Source organism: Bacillus sp. 37MA (genome assembly GCF_000372765.1).
GTDB lineage: Bacteria > Bacillota > Bacilli > Bacillales > Domibacillaceae > Domibacillus > Domibacillus aminovorans.
In genome coordinates, this window is the sequence record NZ_KB889752.1 from 2579226 (window position 1) to 2604427 (window position 25202).

General features: G+C 42.2%; 21 protein-coding genes. 9 read left to right on the forward strand and 12 right to left on the reverse strand.

All coding sequences use genetic code 11. The features are described 5' to 3' along the window. Nucleotides 1-50: 50 nt before the first annotated feature. Genes A3M5_RS0114370 through A3M5_RS0114385 form a run of 4 tightly spaced genes read left to right on the forward strand, consistent with a single transcriptional unit; the run spans nucleotide 51 to nucleotide 4494 of the window. Nucleotides 51-1658: a diguanylate cyclase gene (locus A3M5_RS0114370; RefSeq protein WP_018394473.1), complete on the forward strand. Its 1608-nt coding sequence runs from the start codon at nucleotides 51-53 to the stop codon at nucleotides 1656-1658. After that, nucleotides 1655-2701, forward strand: coding sequence for a HEAT repeat domain-containing protein (locus tag A3M5_RS0114375; protein ID WP_018394474.1), 1047 nt, complete (start codon nucleotides 1655-1657; stop codon nucleotides 2699-2701). The genes A3M5_RS0114370 and A3M5_RS0114375 overlap by 4 nt, the downstream gene beginning before the upstream one ends. Continuing rightward, complete coding sequence (locus A3M5_RS0114380; protein WP_018394475.1) at nucleotides 2701-4107, forward strand: glycosyltransferase family 2 protein; 1407 nt, start codon at nucleotides 2701-2703, stop codon at nucleotides 4105-4107. Before A3M5_RS0114375 ends, A3M5_RS0114380 begins: the two co-directional genes overlap by 1 nt. 21 nt (nucleotides 4108-4128) lie before the next feature. Further along, the gene (locus A3M5_RS0114385; protein WP_018394476.1) at nucleotides 4129-4494 is read left to right on the forward strand and encodes a response regulator transcription factor; all 366 of its coding nucleotides are present in this window, start codon (nucleotides 4129-4131) and stop codon (nucleotides 4492-4494) included. A gap of 156 nt (nucleotides 4495-4650) precedes the next feature. On the opposite strand, the gene A3M5_RS0114390 is transcribed toward A3M5_RS0114385, so the two are convergent. From A3M5_RS0114390 to A3M5_RS0114400, 3 genes are read right to left on the reverse strand one after another with little or no spacing between them, the layout of a single operon-like run. After that, nucleotides 4651-7821 (reverse strand): hypothetical protein, encoded by a 3171-nt coding sequence (locus A3M5_RS0114390; RefSeq protein ID WP_018394477.1) that lies wholly within the window; start codon nucleotides 7819-7821, stop codon nucleotides 4651-4653. Further along, nucleotides 7808-10705 carry an ATP-binding protein gene (locus A3M5_RS0114395; RefSeq protein ID WP_155894719.1) on the reverse strand — a complete coding sequence of 966 codons (2898 nt, stop codon included), beginning with the start codon at nucleotides 10703-10705 and terminating at the stop codon, nucleotides 7808-7810. The genes A3M5_RS0114390 and A3M5_RS0114395 overlap by 14 nt, the downstream gene beginning before the upstream one ends. A gap of 53 nt (nucleotides 10706-10758) precedes the next feature. Continuing rightward, nucleotides 10759-11931 carry an FtsW/RodA/SpoVE family cell cycle protein gene (locus tag A3M5_RS0114400; protein WP_018394479.1) on the reverse strand — a complete coding sequence of 391 codons (1173 nt, stop codon included), beginning with the start codon at nucleotides 11929-11931 and terminating at the stop codon, nucleotides 10759-10761. Nucleotides 11932-12086: 155 nt separating this feature from the next. On the opposite strand from A3M5_RS0114400, the gene A3M5_RS0114405 reads away from it, so the two are divergent. Beyond that, nucleotides 12087-12407: a thioredoxin family protein gene (locus A3M5_RS0114405; protein WP_018394480.1), complete on the forward strand. Its 321-nt coding sequence runs from the start codon at nucleotides 12087-12089 to the stop codon at nucleotides 12405-12407. An 87-nt stretch (nucleotides 12408-12494) separates the two neighbouring features. Here the strand turns inward: A3M5_RS0114405 and A3M5_RS0114410 are convergent, their stop codons facing one another. Both A3M5_RS0114410 and A3M5_RS26465 read right to left on the reverse strand, forming a co-directional pair. After that, nucleotides 12495-13412, reverse strand: coding sequence for a CobW family GTP-binding protein (locus A3M5_RS0114410; protein WP_018394481.1), 918 nt, complete (start codon nucleotides 13410-13412; stop codon nucleotides 12495-12497). Nucleotides 13413-13535: 123 nt separating this feature from the next. Beyond that, entirely contained in the window at nucleotides 13536-13670 is a 135-nt protein-coding gene (locus A3M5_RS26465) for a hypothetical protein (protein WP_018394482.1), read from the reverse strand. Nucleotides 13671-14127: 457 nt separating this feature from the next. Here A3M5_RS26465 and A3M5_RS0114420 point away from each other — a divergent pair, with 457 nt between their 5' ends. The 3 genes from A3M5_RS0114420 (at nucleotide 14128) to A3M5_RS0114430 (ending at nucleotide 16826) form a co-directional block, all read left to right on the forward strand. Continuing rightward, nucleotides 14128-14586 (forward strand): hypothetical protein, encoded by a 459-nt coding sequence (locus tag A3M5_RS0114420; protein ID WP_018394483.1) that lies wholly within the window; start codon nucleotides 14128-14130, stop codon nucleotides 14584-14586. Between the two features lie 139 nt (nucleotides 14587-14725). Continuing rightward, the gene (locus A3M5_RS0114425; protein WP_018394484.1) at nucleotides 14726-15409 is read left to right on the forward strand and encodes a response regulator transcription factor; all 684 of its coding nucleotides are present in this window, start codon (nucleotides 14726-14728) and stop codon (nucleotides 15407-15409) included. Then, complete coding sequence (locus A3M5_RS0114430; RefSeq protein ID WP_018394485.1) at nucleotides 15396-16826, forward strand: HAMP domain-containing sensor histidine kinase; 1431 nt, start codon at nucleotides 15396-15398, stop codon at nucleotides 16824-16826. Before A3M5_RS0114425 ends, A3M5_RS0114430 begins: the two co-directional genes overlap by 14 nt. 23 nt (nucleotides 16827-16849) lie before the next feature. Here the strand turns inward: A3M5_RS0114430 and A3M5_RS0114435 are convergent, their stop codons facing one another. The 5 genes from A3M5_RS0114435 to A3M5_RS0114455 all read right to left on the reverse strand — a co-directional run bounded on the left by A3M5_RS0114435 (nucleotide 16850) and on the right by A3M5_RS0114455 (nucleotide 21011). Next, nucleotides 16850-17809 carry a siderophore ABC transporter substrate-binding protein gene (locus A3M5_RS0114435; RefSeq protein ID WP_018394486.1) on the reverse strand — a complete coding sequence of 320 codons (960 nt, stop codon included), beginning with the start codon at nucleotides 17807-17809 and terminating at the stop codon, nucleotides 16850-16852. Between the two features lie 18 nt (nucleotides 17810-17827). Further along, on the reverse strand, nucleotides 17828-18586 hold the full coding sequence (locus A3M5_RS0114440; RefSeq protein ID WP_018394487.1) for an iron ABC transporter ATP-binding protein: 759 nt from the start codon (nucleotides 18584-18586) through the stop codon (nucleotides 17828-17830). Then, the gene (locus A3M5_RS0114445) at nucleotides 18586-19533 is read right to left on the reverse strand and encodes an iron chelate uptake ABC transporter family permease subunit (RefSeq protein WP_018394488.1); all 948 of its coding nucleotides are present in this window, start codon (nucleotides 19531-19533) and stop codon (nucleotides 18586-18588) included. The genes A3M5_RS0114440 and A3M5_RS0114445 overlap by 1 nt, the downstream gene beginning before the upstream one ends. Next, nucleotides 19526-20476 carry an ABC transporter permease gene (locus tag A3M5_RS0114450; RefSeq protein ID WP_018394489.1) on the reverse strand — a complete coding sequence of 317 codons (951 nt, stop codon included), beginning with the start codon at nucleotides 20474-20476 and terminating at the stop codon, nucleotides 19526-19528. The genes A3M5_RS0114445 and A3M5_RS0114450 overlap by 8 nt, the downstream gene beginning before the upstream one ends. Before the next feature lie 106 nt (nucleotides 20477-20582). Next, entirely contained in the window at nucleotides 20583-21011 is a 429-nt protein-coding gene (locus A3M5_RS0114455; protein ID WP_018394490.1) for a MarR family winged helix-turn-helix transcriptional regulator, read from the reverse strand. Nucleotides 21012-21349: 338 nt separating this feature from the next. Between A3M5_RS0114455 and A3M5_RS0114460 the strand changes: the two genes are divergently transcribed. Then, a complete protein-coding gene (locus A3M5_RS0114460; RefSeq protein ID WP_026221739.1) occupies nucleotides 21350-23521 on the forward strand; it encodes an MMPL family transporter in 2172 nt (723 codons plus the stop codon). A gap of 101 nt (nucleotides 23522-23622) precedes the next feature. Here A3M5_RS0114460 and A3M5_RS0114465 read toward each other — a convergent pair whose 3' ends face one another. Together A3M5_RS0114465 and hflX are read right to left on the reverse strand one after the other, a co-directional pair. Next, nucleotides 23623-23868, reverse strand: coding sequence for an aldehyde dehydrogenase family protein (locus tag A3M5_RS0114465; protein WP_018394492.1), 246 nt, complete (start codon nucleotides 23866-23868; stop codon nucleotides 23623-23625). A gap of 40 nt (nucleotides 23869-23908) precedes the next feature. Next, a complete protein-coding gene (gene hflX, locus A3M5_RS0114470) occupies nucleotides 23909-25177 on the reverse strand; it encodes a GTPase HflX (protein ID WP_018394493.1) in 1269 nt (422 codons plus the stop codon). Between the last annotated feature and the right edge of the window lie 25 nt (nucleotides 25178-25202).

Consider the following 25202-nt stretch of genomic DNA (forward strand, 5'->3'; position numbering starts at 1 on the left):
AGAATAATATGTACTTTTTTACTATTTCACTTTCAAGGAGTTAGATAAAAATGGCCCGAAACGATTACCGCTCCATGCTCTTTCAGCGTATGGAAAAAGCGTTTTCCACTTGGTCTGACAATGAACATATCAAGGAACAGGAACTATACCGTTTTTTGCATACGATGAAAGGGACTTCCGGTACGATCGGCATGACAGATTTAGCTAATTTTTGTTCTGAACAAATGGAAACATTAACGGAAACGAGCAATGCGTCAATCCCTGTCCGTTCCTTAAAAAACTTCATTTCGCTCATGCGTAATTTTTTCGGTCGGGACAGCACACCCATTCAAGTCCATGCTCCAGCCAATTTGACACCTGCTGAAGACAACGATTCATTCGTACTTATTATTGATGATGATCTGGAATTTGTTTCTTACATAAAAGAAAATTTAGAAAAAAACGGCATACAGGTTGTTGTCGCACTTGATGGTAAAAAAGGATTGGAGTTATTTTACACACTCCTGCCCAATATGTTGATTGTTGATATTCAGCTTCCTGATATGAATGGCTTTGATATTCTTGCACAAATTGGCGATATTGCCCGTTCACGCTACGTGCCGATCGCGATGGTCAGTGTAGACAATTCAAAGGAAAATATCATTCGTGCCTATGAGATGGGTGCAATGGACTTTGTCATTAAACCTATTGACATGAATGTCTTTATTCCCTATACCCATAACCGGCTTCATTATAAAAAAGCCATTTGGCAGTCTGCCTCCATTGACGAATTAACGGGAGCAGGAAACCGGCGCCAATTTAATGATACATTCGCACAATTTTCTGCCCTTATTGAGCGGACACGACGTTCACTTACACTCGTTATGATGGATCTTGATCATTTCAAAAAGGTGAATGACCGCTATGGACATCCAACAGGCGATGATGTACTGCGTTCGTTCAGCCAAATCGTATTAAATATGAAGCGGGAAACGGATTTCTTTTTCCGCTATGGTGGAGAAGAATTTGCGCTATTGTTGATAGACACAACGCCGAATGAAGCGATCGTTTTGCTGGAACGAATTCATGAAAAAATGGCGAATACAACCTTTACTGCGCCGTCTGGCGAACCTTTTTCCGTGACTTTTTCGGCCGGTGCTTCCGAATATCGTGTGAATCAAGAGGCATTTTTAAATGAAGCGGATCAGGCGCTTTATCAAGCCAAGCGGAATGGACGAAATCAAACTGTTATTTACCAGTTGAATAATGGCGATGTAAAACGTCATCTCAACGTGATCATTATTGATGATGACCTCCTCGTCCGAACAATGCTTGTCAAGCAGTTTTCAAACTGGACATCTGATGATATGGATATCGTTGTTCACGAATACCCGGATGGCTATTCTTTCCTTGAATCTGACTGGTACAAGCCAGATGAAAACTATATGATTCTGCTTGATGGCATTATGCCAAAAATGGATGGAATTGAAGTACTATCCACTTTGCGCAAACGGTATCCTGATGACAATATCATCGTCTCCATGTTGACTGGGAGAACGAGCGAATCCGATATCATTCTAGCGCTAAAAAAAGGAGCAGACGACTACATCGTTAAACCATTTCATCCTCAGGAAGTGCTTGCCCGTGTGCAACGGCTGACAGAGAGACTGATTAAATGATTTTATCAATCATTGTCTATATCATCTTAAGTTTGATTTTTTTTCAGATGGTCCTGCTTGCTTTTTTATCTATTCGTAAATGGAGAAATAATACAGATGAAAAAGAAATCAATCATTTGTACAACAGTCTTCTTGATTCTTTTACTTCCTATATGATTGGAATTGATCAACATCTATTTATAGATCAAGTAGAGAAGATCCGCTATCGTTCTATTCTTGTTGAAAAATTATTAACTTATTATGTAACCGTGATCAAAGGCAGTTCTTTTTCTCAGGAAGTAAACCTGTTATCCGAAAAATATTTAAGTGGTCCTTACACAGCCATATTGAAAAAAAACAACTGGGCAAAGCGTGTCAACACTCTTCATTTTATTGAAGATTTTAAGATGCATTCATTGTCTCCGCTGCTTCTGGAACGTTTGCGTAAAGTCAAAAGGCTGGATGTAGAAGCGCAGCAACTGATTCGTACACTTGCTTCATTAAATGAAACAAGTGCGCTTGACTGCTTAAAAAAATATCCAGATGCACCTATGCGCCTTTACCTTGATTCATTTAGCCGTCTAGATCGAAAGCTGACAGAACAGGAAATAGAAAAGGCATTCGCGGAAGATTTTATTCCGATCAAGTCTTCCGCTATTGCGTTTATCGGCACGGCCAGACTTTTTTCCTTCATCCCTCATGTAGAACAAGAACTGAAAAGTAAGACAACAGAAATACGTATTCAGTCGTTAAAAACATTATTCCGTCTACATTATATGAACAATCCGGATGTTCTAGAACCGTTTTTTCATTCTGATAACTGGACGGAAAGGATGTTTGCTGCACGGATTGCCGGCGTGATGACCCTTGAGCGCTTTAAACCTAAGCTTCGTAACTTGCTCAGTGATCAAGTTTGGTGGGTACGATATTCAGCTGCTGAAGCATTTTCTTATTTTGGAGATGGTGAACTGCTGCTCACTTATTTTTCAGAAAACCATGAGGACCGGTATGCACGCGACATGGCAAAACAGTGGATTACACTTAAGTCGGGGGGACAAGCGTGATGGATTCTGGCCTTTCTTTTTTTCTTCTGCTATCATGGCTCGCTATAGCTTATATGGTTTTCTCCAGTTTAAGTTACGTTATTCTTTTTTTAATTGCTCTGCGCAAAGTATGGTATGAAGGCCAAATTGATAAACGAGAATCGGTTAAGAATTTAGCTGTAAATGAACATACTTTTCCTGTTTCTGTGCTCGTTCCCGCTTATAACGAGGAAGTCGGTGTTGTCAGCACAGTACGGTCGCTGCTTGCGCTTGAATATCCCCAGTTCGAAATCATCGTCATCGATGACGGATCAAAAGATGCGACAGCGGAAAAAATGATCCAAGAATTTCAAATGAAAGAAGTGCCTTTCGCACTTAGAAAATATTTGGAGACCGAACAAGTTTTAGCGAGCTACCAATCTGATTTATTTCCATACATTCGTCTTATTAAAAAAGCAAATGGCGGCAAAGCAGATGCACTGAATGCGGGTATTAATTTGTCCACTTATCCGTACTTTTGTGCAATTGATGGCGACTCCATCCTCGAACAAGATGCACTTTTAAAATCAATGAAGCCTATTATCGACTCAAATGGCGAGGTGATCGTAACTGGCGGCTCTGTCCGTATTGCGAATGGCTCCGTTATTTCTCGCAGTAAAGTAGAGCAAATTATTCTGCCGCGCAGTCCGGTTGTGCTCATGCAAATCATTGAGTATTTTCGGGCGTTCTTAATTGGACGCATCGGCTTCAGCCGAATGAATATTTTACTCATTGTCTCGGGTGCATTTGGCCTCTTTAACAAAGAAAGAGTCATCCAAGCCGGCGGGTACAATAAAAAAACAGTCGGTGAAGATATGGAACTCGTTGTCCGCCTTCATCGCATTTTGCAGGAAGAAAAGTCAAATGAGCGAATTGAGTATATTCCGGATCCTGTATGCTGGACAGAAGCTCCCGATTCTCTCTCCGTGCTGCGCTCACAGCGGATTCGCTGGCAGCGCGGCTTGACAGAGACACTATTCCTTCATAAAAAAATGTTGTTCAATCCAACATATCGGTCGATCGGACTTCTCTCTATGCCATACTTTTTATTTGTCGAACTTTTAGGTGCAGTATTTGAATTGACTGGTTATTTTATCATTGTCGGCGGGTTGTTCTTTTCACTTGTCGATCCGAAAATCGCCGGTATTATGTTTCTCGTCACGATTTCCTATGGGTCGCTCATTTCAGCACTTGCCGTTTTACTTGAAGAATTAACCCTTGGCAAATATCCAAATGTCTCAGATTTGATTACACTTTATTTATGGGCACTGTCGGAAACTTTCTGGTACCGGCCGTTAATGATTATTTGGCGTGTGGAAGGATTATTTGCAACCGTGCGTAAAAAGCAGCACTGGGGCGACATGAAACGAAAAGGAATTTCAAGCTAATAAAGAAGGGGGCGGTGTTAGATGAAAAAGATTTTAATTGCGGATGATGAAGACATACTGCGGATGCTTATTGAGGATACGCTCGAAGATTCCGATTTGGGGTTTGAAATCGATGAAGCAGAAGACGGACGTGAAGCACTGGATAAAATATTGAATGGTTCGTACGATCTCGTGATTCTTGATTACATGATGCCTCATTTAACCGGCATGGAAGTACTTGAACAACTGCAGCTTGCATCCTTTCATATCCCTGTCTTAATGCTAACAGCGAAAGCGCAGGAAACTGATCGCGAGCGAGCGATGCAAAATGGTGCTGAATACTTTATGTCAAAACCATTCAGCCCGATGGATTTGCTAAACCTCGTTGAAAGTATACTTGAATCATAAAGAAGGAGCTGTCTCAACAGTATGTATGTTGAGACAGCTCCTTTTCCTTTTTTAAAACGTAACGTCTAATGGCAAGATAATTCCTAATTAATGACACATCTCGCCGACAGATATGCGAATCCCGCCATTCTTTTTTCTTCTAAAATAACCTCTTTTTTATTTATCTTCAATCCCAAATCGTTTTTTTATCATGTCATAGGATTGTTTCAGCCGCTCTATATACTGCGGTTCGTTCCATTTCGCCCACGTGTACGTTTCCACATTTTTAATGACACCGTTAGAGGACTTTGGCAATGTTTGAATCGTTCCATCGTCTTCAATTAAGGCAGCCGATACTCCAATCCCTTTTATCGTTTCTTCTGCATTCATCCCGACTTTGAATAAGTCGCCGGCTGCAAGCAGCGTACTTGGATCTTTCACGTTCAATAGTAGCCATGGAATCCGAATTTCAAACACGCCATTCTGCTCGTCGTAATAGTAATCTGCGAGTGAGTCATACTCCTTCGCTTCCGGATTACTGTTACCAAAACGCAGTTTACCTGTTTCATAGTACTCAAATGGAAGAGTTTCATTCGTATCTGGCCGGATCATTTCTTTGTTCAATGCAAACCGGATCGGATTAAACACACCACCGTTATTAACCGGCTGCGCAGGTTTTGGCTCTATCATATGAAGTTTAAATCCATATTGATACAAGAAAATGTCATAATAGGCATCTACGAGCAATTGACCACTTTCTTTGCCATCAAACTTTATAACATAATCTGCATTTGATTCATTAAATGACACACCGTTCGCAACACGTGGATTTTTGCTGCCGATGAGTGGATTTACATCGAAGAAAAGCATCGGCGTCCGCCCGTTGAACGCATCCTTTACATCCATCCGTACATATAAATGCCGTTCATCATGCGTGACAAACAATTTGTTCAATGACTGATTTTCTTCTTCATACAGTGGTGTCTCGTCTTTCCAGTCCTCTGTTTTGCCATCTGTTTTAACCTTTAATCGATCGAAACTCATCAATCCGAACTGTTGTTCATTTGTCTCCGTGTTTGACCAATACGGGCGCCGGTCGGGATCATCAAGTTCCATCGTATTCCAAGTCCGTTTAAACCATTCATCTTGCCACGTGAATACAAGCCCGCCCATCATCCCTTCTTCAAGAATATCATCGTACAGACGAACGAGCATATTCCCTTGCTGCTTTTCGCTTATAAACCCTTGATTCCAGCCATATGTATTTCGATGTGCCATACCGCGCGAGCCTGGAATACCAAACTCGGCAATTAAAACTGGCATATCGTGTGCTGCTCGTAAGTCATGCAAATATCCTGCATAGTTGTTATTCTCGCCTCGATGATCTTTATATTTTGTATATTTTTCATCTAAATTTAAGAAATCAGGATAATACGGATATACATGGTACGACGCATACATGCCTGGTCCTTGCTTTTCTATTATTTTATTCGGATCAACTGAGGCAAGGTCTTCTTGTTCACTCGGCTCTGCTGGATGATCAAGCAAGTCCGTCGTGACCCAGTTTGTAAAGCTCATCGGTCGTGTCCATCCATATGTATCCGCTTCATACCCCATTAAAAGATCCATTTGACGGGCGAGCCAAATTTCCATAGGATTCGCGTTTTCCGTTTTCATAAATCGGCCATTATAATCAGCCATACCGGTATGCTTTTTGTCCATATTGTCTACCATATATGGATACCACTCGATTCCAATAATCCAGCCAATGACATATGGGGATACATTGGATCTGTAAGTGCCTGATGAATGACCAACTTTTTTAGGGAGATTAGCCCGGCCATGGATTACATCAGCAATGGTTTTCATTTCCTTTTGGAACGTTTCGGTAATCTCAGGCATAAAGGCATCAAGTGTTTCTTCAAGCGGCCCTTCATCAATCCAGACGCCATGAAAAAGATAAATAGGCTTGTCAGAGTGCTCTTCATTATAACGCTTTAATGCGTTATAAAAACCAGGCGGGTGAATCGTATAAACACGAATCGTATTCGCGTTCATTTTGCCGATTTTTGTAAGCCAGCGATAATATTCTTCTTCCGTAATTGCTGCTTCTCCAGGGAATGTCCCCGGTTTGCCCATGCCAAGATTCACACCTTTAATCGGGAGGGATACCCATTTCCCATCACGGTACACCTCGAATCGATCTCCATTGACTTTTGATATATATGAAAGTCCATTTTCTTTGGCCATTTCCTGTTTATCTGGTGCCTCTGGTGCTTGAAGTTCCATAATGGCCTTCATCATTGGCACATATGTTTTCCAATAAAACGCTTCATCCGGATAAACAGAAGCCGGTGTCAAAGCGGCACGCATTTTTGCAAAACCAGCGTACCGGTGAACAAATGAGACACTTTGAATATCTGCATAATCACCAGCAAAATAAAAAATATGAGAAGACCCATTCGTATGATGTACAGCTGCTGGAAATGAGGCCGGTATTCCCGCCTCATTCAGCTTCTCACGTCCGGCTGTTGACAAAGCCCATTCGTAATTTGCTATTACTTCTTCCGGATAAACAGGTGCCGTAATATCAAACCAGTACCTGTACGCAGCACTTTCTTTTAAACCGGTCATAGCTTCTCCGTTCTCTGTAAAGGAAAGTGAAATACCTTCTCCTAATACATCACCCGCTTCATCTGATAAAACAATGACTCTCGCATCCTCTTCATGAACGAGAACAAATCCGCTTCCTTCAAATGTCCAATCGTGTCCACTCGCTTCATATTGATCGACAAGTGACGCATTTATTTCTGGATTGTCTTTTTTTAAATGATCAAACCAACGGCCTGTCCACCCGGTCGGCTGCACATGAAGGAATGCTGCGGCATCTTTCTGCACGTCTTTTGAAGTCGGCGAGGCAAGCGTATTAAACTCCATGATAAGAGTCGTCTCTTCTTTTGATATATGCTGTTTAATCGTATTCCATTCTTCTGCTTGCAGACCGCCATAAACTAACCTCGGCCGCTCTCCACTTTCGTCATAAACACCATACGTATCCGCCACATAAATGTATTTTGTATCGCCTAGATCATCTGGTAGCGGCCTTGCTTCTTTTTTTTCAGGTACATAACCGTAATAATCATTTTCATCACCTGCACCCGTATACCGGTAATGATTCAGAAGCCACGATAGACCGCGATGCTCCCGGCGGTCTACTGTCGGGACTGTTTTATCAAGTATGACGATGTCTCCTTCATGTTTCGGAAGAAACCCCCAAATGATGCGTGGGATTAGCACGATGACAAGCAGCCCAATCAGTATCAAAACATATTTTTTAATGATCGGCACCACCTTGCTCCTCGTCTGGATACAAAATTCTCCCGTCTTGAATCGGTGTATGTAAAAAGCCTAACACCGTTTCTGAAAGTCGATTAGGCGGATACGGTTTCGTCAAATAATGTTCAATGCCGTATGTGTGCATTTTTTCATCCGCCCGATCAAGCGCCGATGAGATGATAATCGGAAGATTCTTCGTTCGGTCATCTTTTTTCAACATGTTAACAAGATCCCAGCCATCCAGTTCTTCTCCAAGCATAATATCAATCACAATTCCGATAAGCGGTCTCTGCTTCGCTTCTTCAAATGCTGATTTGGGACTTGAATGATAGATAACTGCGAATCCTTTCATTTTTAACTCTTCTGAAAGAAGCATCGCAAGACTCGTATCGTCTTCTACAAGCATCACTATATTGCGTCCTTCCGGTGTTTCCTGTGCAATGGCTTCATTTTTATTCGGATGAGCGAGCGGTATAGTAAACTTGACTGTTGTTCCTTTCCCTTCATCCGATTCGATTGATATTTTCCCGCCATGCTTTTCAACAATTTCACGACAAATGGCAAGCCCGAGGCCCGTTCCACCAATTTTTCGGCTAGCGCTATTGTCAATACGCTGAAATTTTGTGAATAACTTCGAGACTTCCTCTGCGGGAATGCCAATCCCCTGATCGCGGACAAATACCGCTAAATGGTCTTGTTCATTTTTCAGCAAAATGGTCACTTGCCCGCCTTCCGGTGAAAATTTCACCGCGTTGCTCATGACATTTGTCATCACTTGGATGATCCGTTCCCGATCTGCATAAACTGTTACATCAGCAGCTTCATCTACAATCGTAAAATCGTGGGCTGTTTTTGATCGGAACTGTGCTGTTGTTTCAACAGCCACTTCATTCATTTTAACCGCAGACATGCTATACACTTGGCTGCCTGCTTCCATCCGCTGCAAATCTAGAAAATCATTAATTAAGTTCGTCAATCGTTGCGCTTCTTTATATATCGTCTCCAAATAACGCTTTTGCTTTAGCGGCTTTAGTTCCTTTGTCATCAGTAATTCCGTAAACCCTAGCACACTCGATAACGGCGTACGCAGTTCATGGCTTACTGTGCTGACAAGCTCTGTCTTCATCTTATCCACTTCATGTTCTTGCGTAATGTCCCGGTGTACGAAAATAGTTCCCGTCTTCTCTCCATCTAACATAGTAGATGTACTGTATACATCAATCACACGCTCTTTACTCCCATGAATAACATAAGAAAAGTGACGCAATTCATCTGATTGATCTGCCAAACAACCTTCAAAGAATGCCCGGAGCTCTTCCGGATTTTCTGTTTTCTTCGTAAAAGTATCCAGCCATTCCTCTCTTAAAACGAGCGTCTCTTCCGTCATCACACCGAAGTCAATTAATTCATAAAGAGCCTTGTTATGCTGCACCATGTCTCCTTCGTAGGAAATAAACTGAATGCCTTCATGAATATTATTGACGATACTTTCATTCAATGTCCGCTCTCGTACCGCCTGTTCATAAAGCTGAATACGTTCAATCGCTAAATAAACACGGTTTAACAGCCCGTATAAATCTTCCTGCTCCTTATCGGAAAAACAACGGCCAATTCTTGAGCATCCAAATAAAGCGATAACTCCGCCAGCTGGATTTCTTATACTTGAGAAATAATCGTGTACATACACATTCTCCTCCGCAAGTCCTTTTTCATGTACAGCTTCCCTTTTCACTGTAAAATAAGGTGCTTCTTCCAATCGTCGATCTACATAGTCGATACGGTTCTCCATAAAGTCATTGAACATAACAGCCGTAAAGCCTTTTAATGCGTGCTCGCCGCTTTCTCGCAGCCAGAACAGCCCGAGATCGATCTCATACACCTCATCAAAATAACGAAGGACGGAATCGGTCAGTTCTTGCTTATCAAGTGAAAAAGACAGTACATGATTAAGCTCGTTGTAACGCTCGAGCCGCTCTTTTGTTCGCTCTGTCTCCTTAAGTGATTCCTCCATTTTCAACTGCCGCTCCTGCAGCTCATCTTGCTGCATCATTAATTCTTCGTTTTGAGCGGTAAGCTCTTCTTCTTTATCTTGAATCGTATAAATCATCGTCGCAAAGGAAGAAGCTAAAACCCCAATCTCATCGTTCCGATTTAGTGGGAGCAGTGAGAAACTTTTTCCGTCAGCAAAATTATCCGCCACACGTCGCATGTGTTCAAGCGGCTTAACAATGTCATTGATCGTACGCCAAATAATGAAAGATATAAGGGCAAACAATAGGACAACAAAGCCCATCATGGCAACGGTAAACTGATTGGACTGCCTCAGCATGTCCGCTGACAGCTGCTCAAGTTCATTATCAATATTTACTTTATAATCTTTTACATCAGCCATATACTGATTGACCGAATCCGTCACTCCGCTGTTTGAAAGCTCGCGCAGCCCTTCGTAATTATTCGCTTCAACAAACGCAATCCCTGCCGGAAACGTCTCATTTTCGAACGTGTCAAAAAAATCAGCCAATTCCTTTGTCATCTGCTTTTCCTGCGATGTAAGTTTCCATTCTTCTAACTGTTTTAGTGTTTTTTTTACTTGTTCTATATCCTCATAAACGTGCGTTCGTTCACGCTCATTCTGAAAAGCGTAATAACCGCGCGCCCGGAAAAACAGATCATGCAAAGTATCGCGTAAATCTTCTAAAACAATCTGTTTGTTATAGAGTTGCTCACGCTTTTCTATCATTTCATCTTGCCTATTTTGCATATAAAAATAGGCTCCCGTTCCAACAAGAACGAAAACGAAAAGCATCGACAACGCCACACGCAAATAACGACGTCGAATGCTTGAATTCGACAAAACTTCCATCCTAGCTCCCCCATTCGCATTTCTTCTTTCCATTATAATCCTCTACTGCATCCCCGGAAAGCAAAAAAACCCGCACAGATGGCGGGTTACGAATTATCTGATGAAAACATGTAATGACGTTCATTAAAGGTAATGGAAAAAACGAGCGCAAGTGCAAGCATATTCCCCATAAGCGAACTGCCCCCGTAGCTAATAAATGGCAATGGGATACCGGTAATGGGCAGTAAACCAATCGTCATGCCGATATTTTGAAACGCATGGAACGTAATCATCGCGATCACGCCGGCACACATATACGAATAATACGGCACTTTCGTCGCCAGTGCGAGTTTCGTAATGTGGTAAATGAGCACGAAAAATAAGCTGACAACGAGCGACGCACCGATAAAACCGTACTCTTCCCCGATAATACTGAAAATAAAATCCGTATGGCTTTCCGGCAAATAGACTTCACGGAAGCCAAATCCTTTTCCCATCGTCTGACCCGATCCAATCGCAAGCAATGACCTTGTTAAATGGAAGCCGGTTGAACTTTCATAGTTATACGGGTCAAGCCACGCATAAATGCGCCCGAACTGATATTGCTTGACACCGAGGTATTTTTCTAAAATAGCCGGATGCCAAAGCATCAAATAAAAAATAAGTGTGATCAATGCCGTAGCACTGCCAAAAAGCGGTACTAAAATACGCCACGTAATGCCAGAGACGAAAATCATCCCGAGTAAAATGGCAATCAACACGAGCGACGTCCCAAGATCGGGCTGCTGCATAATAAGCAGGAGCGGTACAGCTGTCGTCGCGCCGAGCTTTACGAGCAGCATAAAATCACTTTGCATGGTCTTAATCGGATTTTTCACATGATGATTCACCATAACACGCGATAACGTCAAAATGAGGAATATTTTAAAAAATTCGGATGGCTGAATTTGTCCAATCCCTGGAAACCGATACCAGCTTTTTGCTCCGTTAATCGTCGGTGCAATCGATGACGGTGCAATAATTAAGAAGACTAATAGAAAAATCCCGATACCATATAAATACCATGACATGCCATGATATTGATCCGAGTCAAAGCGGATAAACAACGTAATAATCCCGAGGCCGACCACATACCAGACAACTTGCCGGACGACAAAGTTTGTATCATATTGTCCGGTCGTCTGTGCACTGTAAATCGCGACGCAGCTAACAACGAACAGCATAAACAATATTAAAAACAAACCGTAATCAATGCGGCTTGATTGTTGTTCAGTATTCATATAAATTCCTCTTTCTTCTGGAAATAGACCAACTATTATTATACCGTTATTGCGGCATTGTACAACAGTCAAACGGTTCAAAAGCAAAAATCTATATGAAATGGACATAGGCGTGCTACAATAACCATATCGCATAATAGAAAGGATGTTTTTAAGTGGATGAGATTAAAACAAGCGATCAATTTGAGCAGCTGATTGCCAGCAGCGAACCGGTTATCGTTAAATTTTATGCCGGCTGGTGCCCGGACTGCACACGCATGGACATGTTTATTGACGATATTATCGCAGACTACGGAAAATACAAATGGGTGAAAATCAACCGGGACGATTTCTCAGACATTGCTGAAAAGTACGATGTGATGGGCATCCCGAGTCTTTTGCTGTTCCAAGACGGCGAAAAATTGGCTCATCTCCACAGCGCCAATGCAAAATCACCCGAAGAAGTACGCGATTATTTAAAGAGTTTGCCTGCCTAACGTAAAGAATAAACAAGCCGGTCCCACTTGAGGGCTGGCTTGTTTTATTTTATGCGCGAGTTTCTTGTTTTCGTTGCGAATCCTGATTTAAAAAAGCTTGCCGTCTAACCGTTCGAGCCCTTGCTGTAACTGTTCTGTATTTAGTTCATCACCGATCACGACGATAACAGACGGTCGTTTAAGCGGCTGCGGCTGAAAAAAAGGCACACCGTATGCATATTGAAACAGTTCCGGACGATCACCTGAATCTTCAAATTTCACAAATCCTTTTATTCTTAGAACAGAATCCGGTAAACCTGTTACCCATTTTGTAAATTCAGCGCGCGGCACATGATTTGTAAATTCATATGCCATTGTCCGGACATGCAAATGATGATGAGCATGATGGCCGCCATCTGATTCACTGCTGCCACCGCCAAATGCGATCTCTCCGTCCATTTTTCCAAACATCATTTCCTGCAAGACCACTTTTTCATTCAATGACCGGATCTCTTCTTTTATTTTAGTGAGCGCTTCAATCGACACTAAGTCTGCTTTCGTCAGTGCGACCACATCACTCCATCGTGCCTGGTCTTCCATCAGCTTCCGGTGCGCAATGGGCAGACGGTTTCGTTCCATCCAGCGCGCGCAGTCAACAAGTGTAATGATCCCCTTCACATCAATCTGCATCGCAATGACTGGCGACGTGCAGGCATCTAGTACTTCCATCGGATGAGCAGCACCTGTCGTCTCGATATAGATCACATCCGGATGATGCTCTTTATAAAGTGTCAGCAGTTCTACTTCAATTTCATCTTTGATCGTGCAGCAAATGCAGCCATTCAGCATATCGCGCACAGCGGTGTCTTCTCCAAGCATCGCTGAATCAACAGACATGGAGCCAATTTCGTTCATTAAAACTGCGACTTTCCGTCCTGCTTTTTTCTCCTTATCTAGCAACTGCACGAGCAGCGTCGTTTTTCCGCTTCCGAGAAACCCGCCGATAATATATAAATCCGTTTTCATTTCGCCACACCTTTCACAAATTGCACTATTTACGATTTGATCATCTAATCCTATTCTTTATTTTAACGTAAAGACACCGCCTGTAGAAACCAAAATAAAAAGCAGGAGAACAAGTCTCCCGCTTCATTCCGGCTTCATAACCGGCGCTAGCTTTTCGATAATCATGTTAAGTAATACTGTAAGGTCCATATCTTTCCGCTCGCCATGTGAACATGCTTCTTGCATTATTTCAAGTAATATGTACTGTTCCTGGGACATAGGTTCAATGAACTCTCCTTTTCTGAGATAAACTTCCTTTACATGTATATAATTCTATTATATACATGTAAAGGAAGTTATGTATATGAGTCATTCATCATTTTTACTAGACTTATTCCCGCTTAACGATATGGGAAAACGAGCCAAAGGATGCATTTTTTTGCACTTCCGTCTCCAAATCTATTTAATCATGTGCCGGAGTGGTCCATTTTACCGATCATCGATTGCCATTCACAACCTTTTCCTATCAATCTATATTCAATCCTAATGGGCGCTTCTGCACATACTTTACTTGTCACGATGCCTTCATTGTATATGATTTGATTCCAAAACGAAACATTCACACTTTTGTTGAAAAAAACATATAAAATTTGCCTATTTGACATTCACCTGACACATTTCTCTTATACAATGAGAATATCAAAGAAAGCGTACATATAAATCAGGAGGAATGATCATGAAGAAGAAGACAATGTCATATGTTATGACCGGCGCCCTATCGATTACGATTTTAAGCGGTGTTCCCTCTTCTCCAGCTCAAGCGGCTTCTCCACAACTTATAAAAGAACAAGTGGCACCGTCCGTAACACGAACCGGAACGAAAAATTTTGCAGATGTCATTGAGGAACAAGCATTGGCACTCGGTATTAATATTGAAGGCGATGATCTAGAGAAAGCGGCGAAAAAAGTACGACTTGCCAAATTACAAAACCAGGCGGCCGCACTAAATATTGAAACAGATGGAAAGGATGAAAAAACAATCCGTCTCGAAGTAAAAAAAGCACATGAAATAAATGTTTACAATGCAGCAGACAATCTCGGTGTTGAGACAGATGGAAAGCGCTTGAAAGACATTATCGCATCCATCTCAGACGTCAATCCAGAAATGGCTGCACAATTGAATGGATTTTATTAAACCCGGCGGCTAATGGCCGGGTTTTTTATTTGTACGAGTGAAATGGCTCACGATTAAGTAGATTTCATCGCGCTTGTACTTATTTGTTCACGTTCAGATGACTTTCATTATATAATTTAATCAAAATGAGGTGTTAAAGATGCCAACGATTTTAGTTGCAGAAGATGAACCGGCGATCAGCCAAGTGTTAAAAGTATATCTCGTGAAAGCGGGCTTTCACGTTATACAGGCGTACAGCGGCACAGAAGCGATCGAAAAATTTCATGCCAACTCACCGTCTCTTGTCCTGCTTGACGTCATGATGCCTGGAAAGGACGGCTGGGCTGTTTTAAAAGAAATTCGTGCAGAGAGTGCGTGTCCAGTTATTATGCTGACAGCGCTGAATGACGTGAATTACCGGTTGGATGGTCTTGATGGCGGTGCGGATGATTACATTGCAAAGCCATTTATCGCTGATGAAATGATCGCGCGCGTACGGGCTGTTTTACGCCGGTCTGATGATGGAAAGCCAGCAGAAACGGCCCATACATATGGAAACTTGACGATTGATTTTAAGGCGCATCGTATCACGTTATTCGACAATGAAGTTGCATTCACACCGCGTGATTTATCGTTATTTTTATTTTTAGCAGCTGCACCAAACCGGACATTTACGCGGGAGCAGCTGCTGGATGAAGTATGGGGATACGATTACGACGGCAGTGACCGAGCCGTTGATTTATCGGTGAAGCGGATTCGGAAAGTGCTGGCGAAATGGCCATCCACTGAAGGGGAAATTAAAACGCTGCGTGGATTGGGGTACCAGTTTGTTGTGGAAGAGTAAAGAGCGGCGCATTTCGCTTCTCCGCTACTGGACGACACGCTATGCCATCACGCTTGCACTTGGCTTGCTCATACTCGCCATGCTGTCTGTCGTCTGGATCCGGCATACGACGATTGAAAACAGGCTCGATGTGTCAGAATTTCTCGCCGCCGAACTCGCCATCCGGATTGCTGGAAGCCAGCAGGATGGCAATAAATCCAAAACGTACATTGATGACAATATGATCGATGCGCGTGATGAACTGATGAACATGAAAGCCCCCCCTTCTATCTATATTACCGATGCAACCGGAGCTATTTTGTCGGCAAGCGATCATGACTTATACAGCAAAGACGCTTTTCCAGATGTTATTTTAAAAAAGAAACACGATGTGCAGACATTTCCCGGTATCGATGACAATCATACACTTGTTTATTTAATTAAAAAGCCAATTACCGTTAATGAGGTCACATTCGGATGGGTCGTGATGCTTCAGCCCGAAGATGAATTCGCGGATTTAAACGACGAATACCGGCTTCTTGCTTTGCTTATTTTAGGAAGCGGATTGCTTGGCTGGGCAGCAATTTACATTTTATCGCGCCGCCTCGCACGCCCAATCAGTGAAGCCGCAGCTGCTGCGAAAGAAATTCGCGACGGCAATTACGGCGTGTCGCTTATGCCATCTAAAGCGAAAGAGCAGGAAGTATACGATCTTGTTACATCCTTTAACGATATGGCTATCCGCCTTGAACAGCTTGAATCGATAAGAGCAGAACTGCTTGCCGGTGTCACACATGAACTAAAAACACCTGTCACATCCATAAGCGGGCTTTTACAGGCAGTGAAAGACGGCGTCGTCACCGGCGATGAGGCACAAGAGTTTATTACCATTTCATTAAATGAAACAGAGCGGATGCAAACAATGATTAACGACCTGCTCGAATTTAATACATTTGCAGCCAATGCTCTTCCTGTTTCAACTGCTCCTCATGAAGCAAACACATTAACGCGCGACATCGTACATGAATGGAATTTGGCACGGAATTCGGACGGCATTCCTGTTCATTTTTATCCGTCTGACCGTGACATGTACATTTTGACCGATCCCGTTCGTTTTCGGCAAATTATGATGAATTTATTGAACAACGCAGCTCATGCGCTTGAAGGTACTGGAGGAATGACGATACGAGTGCATGATAACGAAGAGTTTGCTTCCATTGATGTGATGGATACTGGAATCGGGATCCCTGTATCTGAGCAAACACTCATTTTCGAACGGTTTTATCGTGGTGAAAACAAAAAATTCAAAGTGCGTGGGCTTGGACTTGGCCTCCCATTCAGCCAGCTTCTCGCACGGGCGATGGATGGCGACTTAATGCTGAAAGAAACATCACAACTAGGCACAACCTTTACATTAACCGCAAAAAAACAGCGATGACGGCAATGTCATCGCTGTTTTCATTATTTTGTAATTCCTTTTTCGATTTCATCAGCCTGTGCGAGAACGGATTGAAGTCCGCCGCCTGACAAGTACCATACGTTAGGATCAAGATAGATCACATTATCGTTCGCTACTGCTTTCGTATTTTTCACAAGATCATTTTCAACCACTTGCTTCACAGAAGACTCGCCTTCTGTTACAACAGCACCGCGGTCAACAACGAACAAGTAATCCGGATCTGTTTCAACAAGGTACTCAAAAGAGATACTTTGTCCATGAGTCGATACTTCAATGTTTTCATCTGCCGGTTTTACGCCGAATACATCATGAATGATGCCAAAACGTGATGCTGGACCGTATGCACTGATTTTCCCTTCATTTGCCAGAATGACAAGACCGTTTCCTTCCATCGTTGACGCTTTTTCGTTCAACGCTGCTACTTTTTCATCGATTGCCGCTAACTTCTCTTCTACTTCTGTTTCTTTGCCAAAGATTTCACCAATTGTCGTAGCATTTGATTTAAAGGACTCCATGTAGTTCGCTGTATCCACTGCGAGGTAAACCGTCGGAGCGATTTCTGCAAATTGATCATAAAGGTCCATTTGACGGCCGGAAATGATGATTAAATCCGGTGCCAATTCGTTAATTTTTTCAAAGTCAGGCTCTTTCAAGCTGCCTGTATTTGCGTACGTTTCATCTTCAAATTTTGACAAGTATTCTGGAATGTTTTCTTTCGGAAGACCAACTGGCTCAATACCTAGCTCAGCCATCGTATCCAGTGAACCAAAGTCAAACACGACTACTTTTTCAGGATTAACAGGAACTGTCGTCTCACCAAGTTCATGGGTAACCGTTATTTCTGTCGGTTTTTCATTACTTTCAGCTGGTTCTGCATTTTCTTCATTAGATGTAGAGGAGTTACAGGCTGCCGCGATCATTGCGAACAACGCCATAACAATCAAGAGTAAATACTTTTTCATTTTTAATTCGTCTCCTTGTTAGCTAAAATAAACACAAATTTTTTGATTATTAATTTCTTTAATCGGCATATCCATGCCGTAAATTTGCTTTAATGTAAGGCTTGTAATAATTTCATTAACTGTTCCTTGTGCTTCGATTTTGCCATCTTTCAGTGCAACGATGTAATCAGAATACACAGACGCAAAATTAATATCATGAATGACGATCAAAATCGTTTTGCCAAGCTCATCTGCAAGACGGCGGAGCACTTTCATAATTTGAACAGAGTGTTTCATATCCAAATTGTTAAGTGGTTCATCAAGCAAAATATATTCAGTATCCTGGGCAATCGTCATCGCGATAAACGCACGCTGCTTTTGCCCGCCAGATAGTTGGTCTAAATATTTATCCTGCATCTCTTCAAGCTCCATGTAGCGGATTGCTTCATCAATGTACACTTGATCTTCTTTCGTCAGTTTACCTTGTGAATACGGGAAACGGCCGAATGAAACGAGATCGCGGACAGACAGGCGTAAACTTAAATGATTCGACTGTTTTAAAATAGCTATTTTTTTCGCGAGATCACGGTTTTTCGTTTCTTTCACTTTTTGCCCGTCGATCAGCACTTCCCCTGTATCGGCAGAAAGGAGACGACTAATAATGGAGAGTAGCGTACTCTTCCCGGCACCATTCGGACCGATAAAAGACGTAATTTTGCCTTTTTCAATATTGACTGACACATTATCAACGACTGCTTTCAATCCGTATGATTTCGAGACCGCTTGTACTTCAACCACTATGTCCGACTCTCCCTTAGTAGTAAATATATAAAATAGATGCCACCGATAAAGTTAATAATGACGCTGAGCTGTGTAGAAAATGTAAACACATGTTCAACGAGCAGCTGCCCGGCAGCGAGTGCAACAATCGACACGAGCACTGATGCTACAATTAATGTGGAATGCTTGTATGTTTTAAACATCTCGTAAGCGACATTAACAACGAGCAGTCCGAGAAATGTGATCGGACCGACAAGTGCAGTGGCCACAGAAATGAGAATCGCAATGATAACGAGCAGACGTTTCACCGTGTAATCGTAATCAACGCCAAGGTTGATCGCTGTTTCTTTCCCTAGTGACAACACATCCAAATATTTCACGAACTTCGTTAAATAAAGCAGCGTCATACCTGTTAAAACAGTGGCCATAATGAGTACTTCCGTCTGAATATTATTAAAACTCGCAAACATGCGGTCTTGAATAATTTGAAATTCATTCGGATCAATGAGTACTTGCATAAATGATGTGAAACTGCCAAAAAACGTACCGAAAATTAACCCTAAGAGCAGCAAAAAGTAAATGTTTTGCCCTTCACGGCGAAATAACAGCCGGTATAGTATGAGTGCGAAAACGACCATAAAACCGATCGAAATCGCAAAGTTTATTTGTTTGTTCATGACCGTCAAACTAGTTGAACCGAGAAAGAATACGAGTGTTGTCTGGACAAGCATATAAAGCGAGTCAAGACCAATAATACTCGGTGTTAAAATCCGGTTGTTCGTGACGGTTTGAAATAACAATGTTGCAATCGCAATAACCGTTCCGGTCAATACAATGGCAGCAATCTTTTCCGCGCGGCGCGGCAGCGCATAATCCCAATTAGGTCCTAGTTCAACGAACATGTACCCAGCAATCGAAGCTCCTGCCAAAATCAATAAGAATATCAGTTTGCTTTTTTCACGCATAATCCCGTCTCCTCATCAACAAGTAAATGAATAATCCACTTCCGATGACGCCGACTGTGAGGCCGATCGGAATTTCATACGGATAGATGAGAATGCGGCCAAGAATATCACAAAACAAAATGAATACCGCACCGAGCAATGCCGTGTCAGACAGACTGTTTTTCAAATTGTCTCCTCTATAAATCGAAACAATATTCGGTACGACAAGCCCGAGGAACGGAATGAGCCCAACTGTTAACACGACCAATGTTGTTGATAAGGCCACAATAACAAGGCCAACGTTAACCGCCTGCTTATAATTTAAGCCTAGGTTGCGCGCAAAATCTTCTCCCATGCCAGCGATCGTAAACCGATCTGCAAATATGTACGCGATAACTACAAGCGGGATGCTAATATAAAGCATTTCGTAACGTCCTGCTGTAATCATCGAAAAGTCTCCCTGCAGCCATGCGGACATATTTTGAATTAAATCACGCTGATACGCAAAAAACGTCGTAATCGAGCTGATAATATTGCCAAACATTAATCCGACGAGCGGGATAAAGATCGGATCTTTCATTTTGATCCGGTCAAGAATTTTCATAAATAAAAATGTACCGGCAAGCGAGAAAACAAAGGCGATAATCATTTTTTCAATCGGACTCGCAGAAGTGAAGAGAATAAGCGAAACTAAGATTCCGAATCGGGCTGAATCCATCGTCCCTGCGGTTGTCGGTGACACGAATTTATTGCGGCTTAACTGCTGCATAATAAATCCGCTAATACTAAGCGTTACACCCGCAATTAAAATACTGATCAGCCTTGGTACTCGGCTTTGCCAGAAGATTTGCGTCTGGTGATCATCAAACCGGAACAAATCAAATGGCGAAATGTTTGTGACACCGACGAATAACGATGCAAATGATAATAATATAAGCATTACAACTAAATAACGTTTTTTCATGGCATTTCCTAACCTTCGTATTGCCGTCAATGAAATAGTGATAGAGAGATTCATTATCAATTGAAAGAAAAAATATAGTTGCCGATTGCAAACCGGCAATGTACCTTCAAGATAAGTTTCGTCGAATTTGATCCAATATCCTAAGTGTTCTTTCAAATTCTTCAGGATCAATCCCGGCAGAGGCATCGGCAATTGTCCGGCGGGCGATTTCCGTATAAACGTCCTTTCTCTGCTTGCTCTCTTCCGATAAATAAACAAGATTTATCCGCTTATCCGTTTTATGAGACTTTCTGACAATAAGTCCGTTCCGTTCCATATTCGCCACAAGCCGTGAAACGCTCGGTTCATCCCTCTCGTTTAACACTGCAAGCGATTGCTGGGTCTGCCCATCACGGTCATAAAGCCGGCTTAACACCTGCCACTGCTCATGCGTAATCGGATACCCTTTCAAGCGAAAATAATGGTTCAGGCGATTTGTCATAACCCGTGAGCTTTGAAACAGCTTATATCCAAGCGAGTCATCCAGCTTATACATCACCATTCTCCTTTGACAGCTTCTCTCAATATTTATTGTAAAGGAAAGAACTTGTTGGCACAAGTATTTGTCAGTCATTTCAAACTAAAGGTTTCGTTTATTGACCCAATTATTCGTGCAACCTTTTCCCTTTTATTCCCGTAACCAGAAATATGAACGAGGCTCTTAATTCCCTGCAAATCGTTAAAATGATTTTTTCAATTTATTATCCTCCTCTTTTTTTAAAATGAGATTGATTTTCGCAAACTTCATTATAAATGATAATGATTTTCATTTCAACACATTTCTATTCTAATTATTTTCACATAATACTCCTTTCCGTTATGATAGATAAATAGATGAAAAAAGGAGCTGTATTCGTGAATAAACAACCATCCATCATTGTCCGTTCCTGGCGACTGATTCTAGTATTTTGGCTTATGGCAGCTGTTATTTTCGGGTTTTTCGCATCAAAATTGCCATCAAAACTCGAAGGTGACGGATTCCGGACTGACGGAGACTATGAAGTTGTTCAACGGGAATTGCACGATACATTCAACTTCCCTGAAAACACGTTGCTTGTCTTGTTTGAAAAGGCAGAAAACGAGTCTTCAGAATCATATCAAAATCAAATTTTGTCAGTATTATCCGATATTGAAGCAACGGGTGACCCATCAGCAATCGATTCACCTCTTGAAAATAAAGAATTCATGAAGGAACACGTTGCTTATGCCGCCATTCATTATGACGACGAATCGTTAGAGATGGACCCCGTTATTGATGAAGTTCAGTTGATCATTAAAGATGAAGAAGGGGTTTCAATAACGGGTGGTCCTGTTATTTCTAAAGACATTAATAAAGCGAGCCAGGATGACTTAAAGCGTGCTGAATTAATCGGTCTGCCTGTTGCACTTGTTGTGCTATTGCTGGCACTAGGCACAGTTGTTTCATCGATTTTGCCGCTCATCGTCGGCGGAGTGACCATTGTCATCGGATTTGGTATCCTGTCTCTGATAGCCGATTCGGTTGATTTAGCCATTTTCATTTTAAACATTACCCCGATGCTCGGTCTGGCTTTATCGATAGATTTTTCTCTTTTGTTCATTAATCGCTATAAAGAAGAACGTTCGAATGGCAAAACGATTGATGACGCTTTGACAGTCACCATTGCCAAAGCTGGGCACTCAATTTTATTCTCAGCTTTATGCGTGTTTATTGGGCTCGGTTCTGTCTTACTAATCGATATTGATATTTTCAAAAATATCGCAATCGGTGGGATGACTGTTATTGCGATTGCGGTTATCAGTTCGATGACATTGTTGCCCGCATTGCTGAAGGTGCTTGGTGACCGGGTGTATAAATGGAAAATTATCCGCATCAATACGGACGCTTCAAACCGTTGGCGAACATTTGCCGGTTTTGTGATGAAGCGCCCTGTTTTTATAGCCATTGCCGCACTTGCGCTTCTCGGAGCCGGCATAATCCCGGTCAAAAATATGAATCTCGCAATCCCTGAAGCCGGGGCACTCCCCACATCCTTTGAATCACGCACTGCATACGATACGATTGAAGAAGAATTTAGACAGGATGTCGCTTCTACCATTTATGCAATTGCTGAACGCGATGGCGGATGGCTGAATGAAAAGGGTTTACAGGAAATGAAACAACTTCAGAGAGATTTTGAAAAGGAACACCATGTAACTGGCGCAGAGACGCTTTTTTCAGTAAGCGGTGTAGATGACCCTTCACAGCTTGCTGCAATGCTTGAACACTCCCAGACAGCGGTTCAACTTCAGCCGGCTATCGATGAATTTATAAAAGGTAATCAATTATTGATTCCTGTTTCTCTTGATGTAAAAGCTTCATCTGATGCTGCACAAACCATTGTAAGAGATTGGAGTTCAGTTGATTGGGATATAGATGTTTTATTCGGCGGTCATCCAAAGTTTAACCAGGAACTGTATGATGAAATTTATAATAAAGTGATACCAGTGCTCGCTGTCATTTTAATATCGACGTTTTTTATTTTAATGGCCGCTTTCCGTTCCGTTATCATTCCATTAAAGGCCATTTTAATGAATGTGATCAGCCTGGCTTCCACGTTTGGGATTCTCGTCTGGCTGTTCCAGGGCGGACATCTCGGCTTAGAGCCGATGGACATTTCACTCATTATGCCGGTCTTGGTCTTTACTCTCGTCTTTGGCTTGAGTATGGACTATGAAGTATTTCTTATTTCCCGCATTCGAGAGTTTTACCTAGAAACGCGGGATAATAACTATTCAACCGTTGAAGGATTGGCAAGTACAAGTAAAATCATCACGTCTGCGGCACTTATTATGATTGTCATTACCGGCGCATTTGCTTTTACAGGCGTAGCCCCTGTTAAGCAAATCGGGATTGGCATTGCTATTGCCATTGCGATCGACGCAACAATTGTCCGCCTTTTACTTGTCCCTAGTTTAATGAAGTTGCTCGGAGCAGCGAATTGGTGGATGCCTTTTAGTCACCGAAACAAAAACAGCCCTTCCTGATATGGACGGGCTGTTTCCCTATTTTAAGATTAAGAGAATAGGTACTCACGCGGCTTTTTTTGAACAGACAGCCATTTTACAGTTGTAAATTCACCAATCACTCACTCGCCGCAATAACGGCCAATAGCAGAAAGTTTTTCTTCACCAAATGGCACGTTCGGCTCTACGTTAATGCATTGGTCATTAACATAAATCATGCCTGTTTTGATTTGTTTTGCTACATTAATTCCGCGCTCAATGGAACCGGAATAAACCGCACCGCTTAGACCAAAAGGAGTGTCGTTCGCAACTTCTATTGCTCGTTCTTCGCCATCAACAAGGATGATAACTGCGACTAGTGCAAACACTTCGTTTTTTCTAGGAGTGCTTCCTCCTCAAAACAATCAACTATTTTACGACAAACGACTTATATTTTTCATAATCTGATCGATGACATTCAATGGTCAGTTTTGTTCCTTCTTCCTCATAAGCCGTTTCAAAAATCGTGGCCTGTTCGTTGAAATAAGAGACGACTTCTCCTTCATCATATGGAATCAACAATTCACAGCGGACGTAGTCTTTAAACAAATGACTTTTCATCACTTCCGTCAATTCCAAAATACCTGCGCGTTCTTTTGCGGATAAATACACCGAATTACCGGCTGCTCCCGGGTAATCAATGCCCGCAAGATCCGCTTTATTGTATGCATAAATAACTGGCATATCTTTTGCACCGATATCAACAAGTGTTTTTTCCGTAATATCAATCATCGTTTGGTACTGCGGGCTAGACACATCAATAACATGAATAAGCAAATCCGCAGCCGCTGCTTCTTCTAGCGTCGAGCGAAATGCTTTTACTAAATGATGGGGGAGTTTATTAACGAATCCGACTGTATCCGCCAGTAAAAACTCTTTTTTATCCGGCAATGTAATGCTCCGGACAGACGTATCGAGTGTGGCGAACAGCATGTCTTTTTCAAATACTTCTGACCCGCCCCCCTCATACGTTTGCAGCATCGCATTCATGACAGTCGATTTGCCCGCATTCGTATACCCGACAAGCGCGGCAACCGGCATATTGTTTTTCTTGCGCTGCTTCCTTTGTACAGTACGCTGTTCAGATATTTTCGCAAGTTCTTTGCGGAGATAGGCAATTTTCGTTTCAATTTTCCGGCGATCAAGCTCAAGCTTCGTTTCACCCGCCCCACGGTTTTTAAAACCAGATCCGCCGCCTTGGCGTCCGAGCGCAATGTACGTACCGACAAGACGCGGCAACATGTATTGAAGACGTGCCATCTCTACTTGCAGCTGCGCTTCTTTCGTTTTTGCCCGCCGTCCGAAAATATCAAGAATGAGCATCGTCCGGTCAATTACTTCACAATCGAGTTCTTTTTCCAAGTTCCGAATTTGCGACGGAGACAATTCCCCATCAAAAATGACGACGTCTGCTTCCTCATATTCAGCAAGCGATTTCAGTTCTTCTACTTTGCCAGTCCCCATGTAAAGCGCCGAATGAATACGCGGCAAGTTTTGCGTTAGTTCCCCACGTACATCAATACCGCACGCTTCTGCAAGGTTTTTCAATTCTTCCATCGAATAGGCAAAATCATCCCCGTTGTCTAGATTCACACCGGCAACGATTCCTTTTAGCTGATCCAGCTTCGTTTCATTCATCTATTTTCCTCCGTTGTAAAAAAAC